At 62.6% G+C, this 13,155-nt stretch carries 13 protein-coding genes and 1 tRNA gene; 8 read left to right on the forward strand and 6 right to left on the reverse strand.

What is annotated here, in order from left to right:
- A partial coding sequence (locus Q0K17_RS07820; protein WP_294541837.1) for an AAA family ATPase occupies positions 1 to 200 on the reverse strand: 200 nt, incomplete at its 3' end.
- Between the two features lie 110 nt (positions 201 to 310).
- Here Q0K17_RS07820 and nth point away from each other — a divergent pair.
- From nth to Q0K17_RS07840, 4 genes are all read left to right on the forward strand, one after another.
- Positions 311 to 976, forward strand: a complete 666-nt coding sequence (gene nth / locus Q0K17_RS07825) for an endonuclease III (RefSeq protein WP_294541839.1) — start codon at positions 311 to 313, stop codon at positions 974 to 976.
- Complete coding sequence (locus tag Q0K17_RS07830; protein ID WP_294541841.1) at positions 973 to 1,728, forward strand: GntR family transcriptional regulator; 756 nt, start codon at positions 973 to 975, stop codon at positions 1,726 to 1,728. The genes nth and Q0K17_RS07830 overlap by 4 nt, the downstream gene beginning before the upstream one ends.
- Positions 1,729 to 1,848: 120 nt before the next feature.
- Entirely contained in the window at positions 1,849 to 2,796 is a 948-nt protein-coding gene (gene pyrB / locus Q0K17_RS07835; RefSeq protein ID WP_294541843.1) for an aspartate carbamoyltransferase, read from the forward strand.
- Positions 2,790 to 3,221 (forward strand): aspartate carbamoyltransferase regulatory subunit, encoded by a 432-nt coding sequence (locus Q0K17_RS07840; RefSeq protein ID WP_294541845.1) that lies wholly within the window; start codon positions 2,790 to 2,792, stop codon positions 3,219 to 3,221. Before pyrB ends, Q0K17_RS07840 begins: the two co-directional genes overlap by 7 nt.
- Positions 3,222 to 3,296: 75 nt before the next feature.
- On the opposite strand, the gene Q0K17_RS07845 is transcribed toward Q0K17_RS07840, so the two are convergent.
- Positions 3,297 to 5,576, reverse strand: coding sequence for an ATP-dependent Clp protease ATP-binding subunit (locus Q0K17_RS07845; RefSeq protein WP_294541848.1), 2,280 nt, complete (start codon positions 5,574 to 5,576; stop codon positions 3,297 to 3,299).
- Positions 5,577 to 5,745: 169 nt separating this feature from the next.
- Between Q0K17_RS07845 and Q0K17_RS07850 the strand changes: the two genes are divergently transcribed.
- From Q0K17_RS07850 to Q0K17_RS07865, 4 genes are read left to right on the forward strand one after another with little or no spacing between them, the layout of a single operon-like run.
- Complete coding sequence (locus tag Q0K17_RS07850) at positions 5,746 to 7,494, forward strand: ABC transporter ATP-binding protein (RefSeq protein ID WP_294541851.1); 1,749 nt, start codon at positions 5,746 to 5,748, stop codon at positions 7,492 to 7,494.
- Positions 7,491 to 9,248 (forward strand): ABC transporter ATP-binding protein, encoded by a 1,758-nt coding sequence (locus Q0K17_RS07855; protein WP_294541853.1) that lies wholly within the window; start codon positions 7,491 to 7,493, stop codon positions 9,246 to 9,248. The genes Q0K17_RS07850 and Q0K17_RS07855 overlap by 4 nt, the downstream gene beginning before the upstream one ends.
- A gap of 27 nt (positions 9,249 to 9,275) precedes the next feature.
- Positions 9,276 to 10,286, forward strand: coding sequence for an aspartate--ammonia ligase (gene asnA / locus Q0K17_RS07860; protein ID WP_294541864.1), 1,011 nt, complete (start codon positions 9,276 to 9,278; stop codon positions 10,284 to 10,286).
- Entirely contained in the window at positions 10,283 to 10,501 is a 219-nt protein-coding gene (locus tag Q0K17_RS07865) for a hypothetical protein (protein WP_294541871.1), read from the forward strand. Before asnA ends, Q0K17_RS07865 begins: the two co-directional genes overlap by 4 nt.
- Positions 10,502 to 10,624: 123 nt before the next feature.
- Here the strand turns inward: Q0K17_RS07865 and Q0K17_RS07870 are convergent.
- The 4 genes from Q0K17_RS07870 to Q0K17_RS07885 form a co-directional block, all read right to left on the reverse strand.
- A tRNA-Thr gene (locus Q0K17_RS07870) sits at positions 10,625 to 10,700 on the reverse strand.
- A 37-nt stretch (positions 10,701 to 10,737) separates the two neighbouring features.
- Positions 10,738 to 11,598: a 16S rRNA (adenine(1518)-N(6)/adenine(1519)-N(6))-dimethyltransferase RsmA gene (gene rsmA / locus Q0K17_RS07875; RefSeq protein ID WP_294541873.1), complete on the reverse strand. Its 861-nt coding sequence runs from the start codon at positions 11,596 to 11,598 to the stop codon at positions 10,738 to 10,740.
- Positions 11,599 to 11,611: 13 nt separating this feature from the next.
- The gene (locus tag Q0K17_RS07880; protein WP_294541876.1) at positions 11,612 to 12,823 is read right to left on the reverse strand and encodes a S41 family peptidase; all 1,212 of its coding nucleotides are present in this window, start codon (positions 12,821 to 12,823) and stop codon (positions 11,612 to 11,614) included.
- A 189-nt stretch (positions 12,824 to 13,012) separates the two neighbouring features.
- The coding region (locus tag Q0K17_RS07885) for a M23 family metallopeptidase (RefSeq protein ID WP_294541878.1) at positions 13,013 to 13,155 on the reverse strand (143 nt) is incomplete at its 5' end.

Raw genomic sequence — 13,155 nt, forward strand, 5'->3', positions numbered from 1 at the left:
CCGCTGTTGGCCGCAATGATGCTGGCCACGGTGGTCTTGCCTACGCCGGAAGGGCCGTAGAAGATCATGTTGGGGATGCGGCCGGAGGCCTGTGCGGCTTCCAGGGTACGGCGGAAGACCTTCCCCTCCCCCAGCAGATGACGCTGGCCGCAGACTTCGGCCAGGGTGCGCGGGCGCAGACGCTGTGCCAGTGGTTCCATGAAAAATTCTCCCTTTTTCGCAAATACGTGACTTACCCTTGCATTATAGACGATTAAAATGGTAGAATCAAGGCAGATAAAGTAATACCCTTGGAAAGCGAGAGACCCTCATGACCAAAAAAGAACTGGCCGCCATCTGCATTCAGCGGCTGAAAGAAGAATATCCTCTGGCGGACTGCACCCTGGACTATGACCATGCCTGGGAGCTGCTGGTGGAGGTGCGTCTGGCTGCCCAGTGTACCGATGAACGGGTGAACGTGGTGGTGAAGGACCTGTTTGCCAAATATCCCGATGTGCAGGCCCTGGCCGCCGCCGAACCGGAAGAGATCGAAGCCATTGTGAAACCCTGCGGGCTGGGCCGCAGCAAGGCCCGGGATATTTCCGCCTGCATGCGGATGCTGCGGGACAAATATGACAGCAAGGTGCCGGACGACTTCGACGCGCTGCTGGCCCTGCCCGGTGTGGGCCGCAAGAGTGCCAACCTGATCATGGGAGATGTGTTCGGCAAGCCGGCCATCGTCACCGACACCCACTGCATCCGCCTGTGCGGGCGTATCGGGCTGGTGGATGAAGGGGTCAAGGAGCCCAAGAAGGTGGAAATGGCCCTGTGGAAGATCATTCCGCCGGAGGAAGGCAGTGATTTCTGCCACCGGCTGGTGTACCATGGTCGGGCTGTCTGCACCGCCCGCACCGAGCCCTACTGCGACAGGTGCTGTCTGGCTGATGTGTGCCGGTACGCCAAAAAGAACGGCAAAGCAAAGAAAGAGGAGGCGTGAGGTTGGAACAGCACGCAAAGAACCCCACCTTGCTGGGCGGGGCGCTGATTTCAGCCCGGGTGGTGGATCGTCTGCTGGAAGAGATGGCCCACGGTGCCTACGCCGGGTTGGACCGTCTGCCGCCGGAACTGGAACTGGCCGCCCGACTGGGGGTGAGCCGCACGGTGGTGCGGGATGCCCTGAGCGAACTGGAGCGGGGCGGATACCTGGAGCGGGTGCGGGGCATCGGCACGGTGGTGAACCGGGATGTGGTCCACCTGGCCCACCGCATGGACCAGAAGATGGAATTCCACAAGATGATCGAGGCTATGGGGCGCATCCCCCACACGGACCATGTCATGGTGACCCGGCAGACCGCCGACGCCGAGCTGGCCGGGGTCCTGGGCCTGCAGGCCGGAGAGACGGTTCTGGTGGTGGGCAAGCGGATGCTGGCCGACGACATTCCGGTGCTGTTCTGTACCGACGTGATGCCCCTGGCCCTTTTCGGCGGGCGTCTGGACGGGATCGACTTTAGCCGGCCCATCTTTGATGTTCTTCAGGATCACTGTGACATCCAGACCACCAGCACGGTGGCCCGACTGCATGCGGTGCCCGGGGAGACCGCCGTGCGGCGGCTGCTGGGACTGAGTCCGGACAAGGCCCTGCTGGAACTGGAAGAGACCTGTTATTCCCGCCTGTGCCGTCCGGTGGTGCGCAGCAAGACCCTTTACACAGATTTTTTTGATTTTGCTCTTGTGCGCAAGCTCGTATAGTTGTAGAATAGGTGAGGCTTACAGGCCGCCGCTTCTGCGAACGGGGTTTCCCCGGGCACAGGGTCGGCGGCCTTGGGCTGTACGTTCAAACCAGAAACAGGAAAGGAAAGGTTGTTGCCCATGAGACACCTGATCGATCCGCTTGATTTCACTTACGAGGAGACGCTGCGCCTGCTGGACCTGGCCGACCGTATTCATGACGATCCGGCCGCCTACAAGGACGTGGCGTACCGCAAGCGTCTGGCGTCGCTGTTCTATGAACCCTCCACCCGTACCCGGCTTTCCTTTGAGGCCGCCATGCTGAACCTGGGCGGCCAGGTGCTGGGCTTCCCGGATGCAGGGGTTTCCAGCGCTTCCAAGGGCGAGACGGTGGCGGACACCATCCGCATCGTCAGCTGCTATGCGGACATTGCCGCCATGCGCCATCCCAAGGAAGGCGCCCCCCTGCGGGCTGCGCGGTATTCCCGGATTCCGGTCATCAATGCGGGCGACGGCGGACACAGCCATCCCACCCAGACTCTGCTGGACATGATGACCATCCGCCGCCGCAAAGGGCATCTGGACGGACTGACCATCGGTTTCTGCGGAGACCTGAAGTTCGGGCGCACCGTTCATTCCCTGATCAAGAGCCTGTCCCGCTGGCCGAACATGAAGTTCGTGCTCATCAGCCCCGAGGAGCTGCGGGTGCCGGACTACATCCTGACCGAGGTGCTGGACCCCAAGGGCATCCCCTATGTGGAGACCCGCAGCCTGGAAGAAGCCCTGCCCCAGCTGGACATCCTGTACATGACCCGGGTGCAGCGGGAGCGCTTCTTCAATGAGGAAGACTACGTCCGCCTGAAGAACAGCTACGTGCTGACCAAGGCCAAGCTGGCCCAGGCCCCCGCCGACATGGCGGTGCTCCATCCCCTGCCCAGGGTGAACGAGATCACCCTGGATGTGGATGATGATCCCCGCGCCGCCTACTTTGAGCAGGCACAGAACGGCGTATACATGCGCATGGCACTGATTATGACTTTGCTGGGTCTGAAAGACCCCAAGACCGGGGAGGTGGCTTTCGAATGCTGAACATCGACGAAATCCAGAACGGCGTGGTCATTGACCACATCACCGCCGGCACCGGTCTGGCGCTGTACCACCTGATGGAGCTGGAAAAACTCAGCGACGCCAGCGTGGCCCTGCTGCAGAACGTGCGCAGCCAGAAAAGCGGCAAGAAGGACATCATCAAGATCGAGGGCGACATCCAGAGCCTGGACTTCAATGTGCTGGGCTATCTGGACCCCCAGATCACCATCACCTACATCGAGAACGGCCATGTGACCCGCAAGGTCCGGCCGGAGCAGCCCAAGCAGCTGGTAAACGTGATCAAGTGCACCAACCCCCGCTGCATCACCTCTCTGGAGGAAGGCTGCGACCACATCTTTGCCCTGACCCCCAGCGGACGGTACCGCTGCATCTACTGCGAACAGGAATTCAAGGTCCAGAACCTGTGAGGTTCCTGTACAAGCCATAAAAACCATAAAAACAAAGAAGTGCTTTCCCTTATTAAAAAGGAAGGCACTTCTTTTTTATACGCAGGCGGCCAGATTGCTGTCGCTGAGGATGATGCGGCCGTCGGCATCGGCGTCGGCGGTGTAGGTCACGCCCGGATGGGCGGTACCATCGGCAATGCGGTCGGCAAGAGCCTGCTCCACCGCCCTGCTCACCTTGCGGCGCAGGTCCCGGGCCCCGTAAGGCGGCACTTCGCTGCCTGCCAAAGCCGCGGCAGCGGCCTGCGTGTGGCGCAGGGTATACCCCTGTCGGGCGGCCCGCTCTTCCAGTTCGGTGAGCAGCTTGCCTGCAATGGCTGCCAGCTGGGCCGGACCAAGCGGGTCAAAGACCACCACATCGTCCAGTCGGCCCATGAGTTCGGGGCGGAAATATTCCTTGGCTTCCTGCAGCGCCTGCTTGCTGCGGCGGGCGGTATCCTCGGCCGCGGTACCGAAGCCCAGGGGGGCTGACTGCCCCACCAGGCACCGGGCGCCCAGGTTGGAGGTCAGCAGGATGATGGTGTTGGAAAAGTCCGCCTTACGGCCCTGGGCGTCGGTGAGCACGCCATCTTCCAGGATCTGCAGCAGGATGTTCTGGATATCCCCGTGGGCCTTTTCAATCTCATCAAAGAGCACCACGCTGTAGGGGCGGCGGCGCACGGCTTCGGTGAGCTGGCCGCCCTCCTCATGGCCCACATACCCCGGTGGCGAACCGATGAGGCGGGCCACCGTGTGCTGTTCCATATACTCCGACATGTCAAAGCGCAGCAGGGCCTTCTCACTGCCGAACCAGTTCTTGGCCAGGGTGCGGGCCAGCTGGGTCTTGCCCACCCCGGTGGGCCCCAAAAACAGCATGGCACCGATGGGACGCCCCGCTTCCCGCAGGCCGGTGCGGCTGCGGCGGATGGCGGCGGCCACCGCGTGCACCGCCCGGGGCTGGCCGACGACCTCGGCGGAAAGGCGGCTTTCCAGCTGTTCCAGCCGCTCCCGCTCGGCCTCCCCCACCCGCTGGGCCGGCACCCCGCTGGCCTTGCTGACCACCCGGGCAATGTCCTGGGGCGTCAGGGTCGCCGGACTGCCGCCTTTTTCCGCACTGGCAATGCGGGCCGCAGCGGCGGCCTCATCCAGCAGGTCGATGGCCTTGTCCGGCAGGTACCGTCCCGGCAGGTACCGCACGCTCAGTTCCACCGCCGCATGAATGCTTGCCGGCGGGATGGTGACCCCGTGATACCGCTCATACCGGGGCATGAGTCCCCGCAGGATGGTCTCGGCATCCGCCGGGACCGGCTCCTCCACCATCACCTTGCCGAAGCGGCGGTCCAGGGCCGTATCCTTGGCGATGGTCTTGCGATATTCTTCCGGCGTGGTGGCCCCGATGAGCTGCAGTTCGCCCCGGGCCAGCATGGGCTTGAGGATGCTGGCCGCGTCGATGGCTCCTTCCGCGGCGCCGGCCCCGGCGATCACATGGATCTCGTCAATGAAGAGGATGGTCATGCGGTCCCGGTAGAGTTCCTCCAGCAGGCTTTTGAACCGCTCCTCAAAGTCGCCGCGGTACTTGGTGCCCGCCACCATGGCCGCCATGTCCAGGGCCAGCACCCGCCGTCCCCGCAGGCTCTGGGTCACCTGGTCGGCGGCGATGCGCTGGGCCAGCGCTTCGGCCAGGGCACTTTTGCCTACACCCGGCTCCCCCAGCAGGCAGGGATTGTTCTTCTGGCGGCGGCAGAGGATCTCGATCATCCGGTCCAGCTCCTTGTCCCGGCAGAGAACCGGGTCCAGGCGCCCTTCCTGGGCCAGACGGGTCAGGTCCCGGCCATACTTTTCGCTGGGTTTGCTGCCCCGGCTGGTGCTCATGCGGGGAGTGCCGGAAGGCAGGATCAGCTGTCCGGACAGCTGGCGGCACTCCCGCGCCGCCTGGGGCACTTCCACCCCCAGCGAGGCCAGCCACACACTGGCCGTACAGGCACAGTCCTCCAGCATGGCGCAGAGCAGATGCTCATTTTCCGCCCGGGGTACCCGGGCCGCATGGGCGCCCAGCACCGCAAATTCCAGAGCCTTGCTCATCTCGGGGGCCAGGTCCCGCCGGCTCAGGCGGATGCTGCGGCCGGTACACACCCGCCCTGCCAGACAGCTGCGCAGGGTGGTTTCGCTGATGTTTTTGCGGCGCAGGAAATCCGCTGCCGGCCCCTGGGCGGTCTGCAGCATGGCCAGCAGCAGGTGGCCGGTGTCGGCGGCGGTACAGCCCTGCTGCCCTGCCAGAGACAAAGCCCGCCCCACCGTGCGGGCGGCGGAGCAGGACAAACCTTTATGAAAATACAGCATATGACTCCCCTTTCGGCGCGCCAAAACGGCGTGCCCGCTGTGTGAATAAACTACAACCAGTATAGGCGGGCAGCGGGCAAATAATCATCGAAACCGGGCAAAAGCGCTGACAAATGCGGGTATGCGTGGTATAATATTTCTGCATTTTTTATACAAAGGTGGGGAAGGCATGCACAGATTGCTGCGTTATCTCAAAGGCTACGAACGGGAAACCGTCCTGGCGCCCCTGTTCAAGATGCTGGAAGCCTGCTTTGAGCTTCTGGTGCCGCTGGTGGTGGCTGCCATCGTGGACACCGGCATCCAGAACCGGGACGTGGGCCAGATTGCCCGCCAGGGCGGGCTGCTGGTACTGCTGGCCGTGGTGGGACTGGCTTCCAGCGTGACAGCCCAGTATTTTGCCGCCAAGACCGCTCTGGGATACGGCACGGCGCTGCGCCGGGACCTGTACCACCACATCAACACCCTTTCTTACACCGAGCTGGACGGCATCGGCACCCCGACGCTGGTCACCCGCATGACCAGTGACATCAACCAGCTGCAGAACGGCGTCAACATGACCCTGCGTCTGCTGCTGCGCTCCCCCTTCATCGTCATCGGCGCGCTGATCATGGCCCTGTCCATCAGCCCCCAGATGACCGCCTGGTTCCTGCTGGTCACCGTGCTGATCTCCCTGGTGATCTATCTCATCATGCGCATCACCGTGCCCCGCTATCACCAGGCCCAGAGCATGCTGGACAAGGTCACCCTGCTGACCCGGGAGAACTATGTGGGCACCCGTGTGGTGCGGGCTTTCTCCCGTCAGGAGGACGAGATCCGGGATTTCACCAAAACCAACGATACCCTGAAAAAAGTCCAGACCACGGCGGGACGCATCTCCGCCCTGATGAACCCCATGACCTATCTCATCGTCAACTTCGGCATCATTGTGGTGCTGGTCCGGGGCGGCGCCCTGGTCAATGACGGAGCCCTGACCCAGGGTGAGATCATCGCCCTGATCAGCTACATGAACCAGATTCTGACCAACCTGCTGCGCATGGCCGATCTGGTCATCTCGGTGACCCGGGCCCTGGCCAGCGGTATCCGGGTCAATGAACTGCTGAAGACCCCCACCGGCATGCCCGACCCGGCCGAATCCGGGGCCAAGGAGCTGGCTCCCGCGGAGGGTGCCCCGGCGGTGACTTTTGACCATGTGACCTTCACCTACAAGGACGCCGGTGCCCCCAGCCTGACCGACCTGGATTTCCGGGCCATGAGCGGGCAGACCATCGGCGTCATCGGCGGTACCGGCAGCGGCAAGAGCACTCTGGTCAATCTGATTGCCCGCTTCTACGACGCTACCGAAGGCAAGGTGGAACTGTACGGCCATGATGTGCGGCAGTATCCCTTTGCCCAGCTGCGCACCATGATCGGGGTGGTGCCCCAGCGGGCGGTGCTCTTCACCGGCACCATCCGGGACAACATGCGCTGGGCCTGCCCCAACGCCACCGACGAGCAGATCTGGGCGGCGCTGGAGATTGCCCAGGCGGCGGACTTCGTCCGGGGCAAGCCGAAGGGGCTGGATGAGCCGGTGGAGACCGCCGGACGCAACTTTTCCGGCGGCCAGCGTCAGCGCCTGACCATTGCCCGGGCGCTGGTCCCCCGCCCCGCCGTCCTGATTCTGGATGACAGCGCCTCGGCCCTGGACTACGCCACCGACGCGGCCCTGCGCAAGGCGTTGAAAGAAAAGACCTCCGGCATGACGGTGTTCATCGTGTCCCAGCGGGCCACGGCGGTACAGCGCGCCGACCGGATTCTGGTGCTGGACGATGGTGCTCTGGCAGGCAGCGGCACCCATGCCGAGCTGCTGAAAACCTGCGAAGTCTATCGGGAGATCTGCCTGAGCCAGCTTTCCCGGGAGGAGGTGGAGAAAACCGTATGAGCAAGGCCAAACAAACCGCCAGCCGGGATACCATCCGCCGGGTACTGAAACTGATTGCCCCCTATCGCCTGCTGGTGCTGATTTCCCTGATTCTGGCCGCCGTGACGGTCATCACCACCCTGTACGCCCCCATTCTCACCGGCCTGGGCGTGGACCTGATCCTGGGTCCCGGTCAGGTGGATCTGCCTGGTCTGGTCAGGCTGGCCATTCAGCTGGGTATCGTGGTCTGCGTGACCTCGGTGAGTCAGTGGCTCATGAGCCTGATCAACAACCGCATCACCTTCCAGGTGGTGCGGGACATCCGGGTGCGGGCCTTCCGCCATATGGAGGAACTGCCCCTGCGCTACATTGATGCCCACCGCCCCGGTGAGACCATCAGCCGGCTGACCACCGACGTGGAACAGTTCTCCGACGGTCTGCTCATGGGCTTCACCCAGCTGTTTACCGGCGTGCTGACCATTCTGGTCACCCTGATCTTCATGCTGTCCATCGACTGGCGCATCACCCTGGTGGTAGTGCTGCTGACCCCCCTTTCCATCTTCGTGGCCAAGTTCATTGCCCAGCACACCTACTCCATGTTCCGGGTCCAGAGCGAGACCCGGGCCGAGATGACCGGTCTGGTGGAAGAACTGGTGGGCAACCAGCATCTGGTGCGGGCTTTCGGGTACGAGAGCCGTGCCGAGGAACGGTTCGAGCGCATCAACCTGGATCTGCAGTCCTGCGGGCTGCGGGCCACCTTCTACTCTTCCCTGTCCAACCCCTGCACCCGCTTTGTCAACTCTCTGGTGTATGCGGCGGTGGGTGTGCTGGGCGCCCTCTTTGCCATTGCGGGGGGCATCACCGCGGGCAATCTGTCCGCTTTGCTCCAGTACGCCAACCAGTACACCAAGCCTTTCAACGACATCTCCAGCGTCATGACCGAGCTGCAGAACGCCCTGGCCTGTGCCCAGCGGGTGTTCGACCTGATCGACGAGCCCCCCATCACTCCCGATGCCCCCGACGCGGTGGAGCTGCGTCAGGGTGCAGGCCGGGTCGCCTTTGAGCATGTGAAGTTCCGGTATGTGCCGGAGGTCCCCCTGATAGAGGACATGAACCTGCGGGTCTGGCCCGGGCAGCGCATCGCCCTGGTAGGCCCCACCGGCTGCGGCAAGACCACCCTGGTCAACCTGCTCATGCGGTTCTATGAGATCAACGGCGGTTCCCTGAAGGTGGACGACCATCCCATCGACATGGTGACCCGGGATTCCCTGCGTGCCAACCTGGGCATGGTGCTGCAGGAGACCTGGCTGAAATGCGGCACCGTGGCCGAGAACATTGCCTACGGCAAGCCGGACGCCAGCCGGGAGGAAATCATTGCCGCCGCCAAGAAAGCCCGGGCCCACAGCTTCATCTGCCGTCTGCCCCAGGGCTACGACACCATGATCGCCGAGGACGGCGACAACCTGAGCGCCGGACAGCGTCAGCTGCTCTGCATTGCCCGGGTCATGCTGCGGCGCCCGCCCATCCTGATCCTGGATGAAGCCACTTCCAGCATCGACACCCGCACCGAGGTACTGGTGCAGGATGCCTTTGAAGAACTGATGAAGGGCCGCACCAGCTTTATTGTGGCCCACCGCCTGTCCACCATCAAGAATGCCGACCGGATCCTGGTGATGAAGAGCGGCAGCATCATCGAGAGCGGTACCCATGAGGAACTGCTGGCCAAGAACGGCTTCTATGCCCAATTGTACCAGAGCCAGTTTGCCCCAGCTTGAGCAGACACATAAAGGAGGAAAATGAAGATGTCCAACACGCAGATCCCGCAGAACTACAAGAGCCTTCTGGGCTTGTACGACACCCAGAAGGCCATCGGCCTGATCAAGACCATCTTTCAGGAAAAGCTGTGCGCCGCTTTGCACCTGAAACGGGTCACCGCGCCCCTGTTCGTGCTCCACGGCAGCGGCCTGAACGACGATCTGAACGGCGTGGAACGCCCTGTGCGCTTTGACGTTCCCTGCCTGGACGAGGAGGCCGAGGTGGTACACAGTCTGGCCAAGTGGAAGCGGTTTGCTCTGGCCAAGTATGGATTCCGCCCCGGGCAGGGCCTGGTATGCGATATGAACGCCATCCGCCGGGATGAGACCCCCGACAACCTGCACAGCATCTATGTGGACCAGTGGGACTGGGAGCGTGTGGTGACCGAGAAGCAGCGCACCATCCCCTTCCTGAAAGACACGGTGCGGGACATTGTGGACGCGGTGTGTGCCACCGCCGACGAGCTGCGCTGGAAGTTCCCGGAGCTGAAAAAGGTCCGCCTGGGCCGGGAGGTCACCTTCATCACCACCCAGGAGCTGGAGGACACATACCCCGACCTGACCCCGAAAGAGCGGGAAAATGAGATTACCCGGCTGCACGGCACCGTCTGCATCATGCAGATCGGCGGCAAGCTGGCGTCCGGTCAGGTCCATGACGGCCGCGCCCCCGACTACGACGACTGGACCCTGAACTGCGATATCCTGTTCTGGCACAAGCCCCTGGGCTGCGCGTTGGAACTGTCCAGCATGGGCATCCGGGTGGATGCTGCTGCCCTGCGCCGTCAGCTGGCGGAAGCGGGCTGCCCCGAGCGGGCGGAACTGCCCTTCCACCAGATGCTGCTGAACGGTCAGCTGCCCCTGACCATGGGCGGCGGCATCGGCCAGAGCCGTCTGTGCATGCTGCTGCTGGGCAAGGCCCATGTGGGCGAAGTCCAGGTGAGCCTGTGGGATGAAGAGACCCGCAGCGCCTGTGAAGCTGCGGGGGTGACGCTGCTGTGAGTGAGGCAGAGCGTCTGGCCGCCTTTGAGGCCATGCTGGCAGCTGTGCAGAAGCAGTACGCCGAAACCACCGCCCGCATGGACAAGATGAAGCTGGAAGGCAAGGTCAAAACCGCCACCTACCGCCAGCTGTTTGCCCGAAAGCTGAGTTTGCAGGATGTGCTGACCCTGTACGAGGTATACGGACTGCTGCCCAAAGACGTCGAAACCAAATAAATTCTGAAAAGACCCGGCCCCGGAATGGATCGTCATTCCGGGGCCGGGTTTATTTTTTACCGGTTTTTTCTTGTCCCTTCCCTAACCAAAAACACGCCGCAAGCGTAATTGCTTGCGGCGTGATGGAGCTGGCAACAGGAATCGAACCTGCAACCTGCTGATTACAAATCAGCTGCTCTGCCAATTGAGCTATGCCAGCGGGAACCATATTATTGTATCATGGTCCGGCGGCGGTGTCAACCGCGCAGTGTGCCCAGCAGGCGGCAATAATCCTGCAGTGTCAGCTGTTCGGGGCGCAGGCGGGCATCCAGGCCCGCAGCCTGCAGCGCTTCCAGCACCTGAGGCTTGGGCAGGTTCAGTCCGGAGGCCACCACGTTGGCGATGGTCTTGCGGCGCTGGGAGAAGGACGCCCGGATCAGCCGGAACAGTCCGGCCTCGTCCCCGTCGGGGACCTCCACAGCGGGCTGCTTGTGGACATCCAGCCGGATGACCGCGCTGGTGACCCTGGGCGCCGGGTAAAAGCTCCCCGGCTGCACCGTGAAAAGCATTTTAGGGGTGGAGTAGTAGGCCACAGCGTAGCTGATGGCTCCGGCTTCCCGGGTGCCAGGGGCGGCACACAGGCGCTGTGCGGCCTCCTTCTGCACCATGACGGTAATGTTCTCCACCGGCAGTTTCTCTTCCAGCAGGCGCATGAGAATGGGGCTGGTGATGTAGTAGGGCAGATTGGCGCAGACAGCCACCGGGCGGTCGCCAAATTCTTCCTTCAGCAAAGCCGCCAGGTCTACCTTGAGCACATCCCCCATGACCAGCTTGAAGTTGTCGTACCCGGCCATGGTCTCGGCCAGCAGGGGTTCCAGTCGCTTGTCCACCTCCACCGAAACCACCTTGTCGGCCCGCTTGGCCAGCTGTTCGGTGAGGACACCGATACCGGGGCCCACTTCCAGGGCACCCCAACCGGGGCCGATGCCCGCCTCTTCGGCAATGCGGGGACAGATGCCGGGGTTGATGATGAAGTTTTGTCCAAAGCCCTTGGACAAGGCAAAGTCATACCGCGCGCACAGGTCGCGGATGGTGGAAAGGTCGGTCAAAACCGGCATAGGTCCGCCTCCCTTACCCGACCAAGGCCATGACCGAGGTCACGGCCTTGTTGATCTGCGGGTCGGTATCCACCGTGAAGTCATAGTAGCTGTTCTGCTCGTCGGCAGTCAAGGCGGCTTCCACATCCGGGGTCAGGCCGGTACCGTTCCAGGTCTGGCCTTCGTTGTCCAGCAGCATACCGATGGTGATGACCGCGGCACTGCCGTCGGAGAAACTCTGGGGCTCGCTGAGCACCACGCCCTTACCGGCGGTGGTGGTCCCCACAATGCTGGCGCCGGCCATCTTGCGCAGGGCATTGGCGAACAGTTCGGCACCGCCGGCGGTGCTGCCGTTGACCAGGCAGACCATGGGAACGGTGATCTCATGGTCATCCGAGATACGCAGGTCGGTGAGGGTACCGTCCTTGGCCTGACTCTGGGCCATCAGGCCGGCGGGCACACAGTAGTCGGCAGCCACCAGGGCGGCATCCAGGGATTCGCCGGTATTGTTGCGCAGATCAAAGACCAGCGCCTTGGCCCCCTGGTTGATCAGGTCTTCCACCGCGGTACGGAACTCGGTGCCGGTGGTGGATGCAAAAGCATCAATGCACACATAGCCGCAGCCGTCACCGGTCATCTGGGTGAAAACCGTGTTGGTGGTGTAGTTGGAGCGCACCAGTTCCACGGCAGGCTGTTCCTGGCGGTCCGGGTTCAGGTAGGTGATGCTGACGGTGGTGCCTTCCTCCCCCAGCAGGGCGGAGTTGATGGCGGCGGTATCGGTCATGGTGCGCACGCTGGTGTCCCCGATGGTGGTGATGAAACCGCCCACCTGCAGGCCGATCTCACTGGCCGGACTGTTGCTGTACACCCGGATGATACGGGCGTAACCGGAGGAGGAATCCTTGACCACCGACACGCCGATGTTCATCAGGCGCCCGGTCTCCACGCCCACCTTTTCGGTGTAGGCTTTGGCGGAATAGTAGCGGGCATACTTATCGCTGATGCCCAGCATGTAGCCGGAAGCAATGGTATCGTTGAGGGTGTCCTCATTGATGTCGAAGTATTCATTATCGCGCACATAGCGGTCGATCTCGGACAGTTTGTTGTACATCCGTTCCTTGTTCTTGACGCTGGAAACGGTGCTGTTGAACATATCCATGGACACGACCATGGTGATCGAGAAGGTCACGGCCATTGCGATGAGGGTGACGGTGGCGGCCACGGCCAGGTTGACTTTTCTGCTCATGAATCAGGCAATCTCCTTATCCGGCAGGCGGAACAAAGCCGTCTGCCACAGTCTTGGCGGTAGGATCAGACCAGGGAATAAACGACCGAGGAAAACAGACCCGCAACCATCAGCACCGCGATGACCAGACAGACCACGCGGATACCGGTCTTGTGATGATTTTCCATGGGAACGCCTCCTAACATACAATTACGACGGGATATACAGGGCCGGGTTGATGCGGGCGCCGTTCTGGCGCAGCTCAATGTGCAGGTGGTTGCCGGTGGAGTTACCGGTGGAGCCCACGTAGCCGATCACATCGCCCTGGGAAACAGTCTGCCCCACGCTGACGG

Source organism: uncultured Gemmiger sp., assembly GCA_944388105.1.
Lineage (GTDB): Bacteria > Bacillota > Clostridia > Oscillospirales > Ruminococcaceae > Gemmiger.

Coding starts and splice junctions, on each gene's coding strand:
- nth (WP_294541839.1), top strand. CDS start 311: ATGACCAAAAAAGAACTGGCCGCCATCTGCATTCAGCGGCTGAAAGAA.
- pyrB (WP_294541843.1), top strand. CDS start 1,849: ATGAGACACCTGATCGATCCGCTTGATTTCACTTACGAGGAGACGCTG.
- Q0K17_RS07840 (WP_294541845.1), top strand. CDS start 2,790: ATGCTGAACATCGACGAAATCCAGAACGGCGTGGTCATTGACCACATC.
- Q0K17_RS07845 (WP_294541848.1), bottom strand. CDS start 5,576: ATGCTGTATTTTCATAAAGGTTTGTCCTGCTCCGCCGCCCGCACGGTG.
- Q0K17_RS07850 (WP_294541851.1), top strand. CDS start 5,746: ATGCACAGATTGCTGCGTTATCTCAAAGGCTACGAACGGGAAACCGTC.
- Q0K17_RS07855 (WP_294541853.1), top strand. CDS start 7,491: ATGAGCAAGGCCAAACAAACCGCCAGCCGGGATACCATCCGCCGGGTA.
- asnA (WP_294541864.1), top strand. CDS start 9,276: ATGTCCAACACGCAGATCCCGCAGAACTACAAGAGCCTTCTGGGCTTG.
- rsmA (WP_294541873.1), bottom strand. CDS start 11,598: ATGCCGGTTTTGACCGACCTTTCCACCATCCGCGACCTGTGCGCGCGG.
- Q0K17_RS07880 (WP_294541876.1), bottom strand. CDS start 12,823: ATGAGCAGAAAAGTCAACCTGGCCGTGGCCGCCACCGTCACCCTCATC.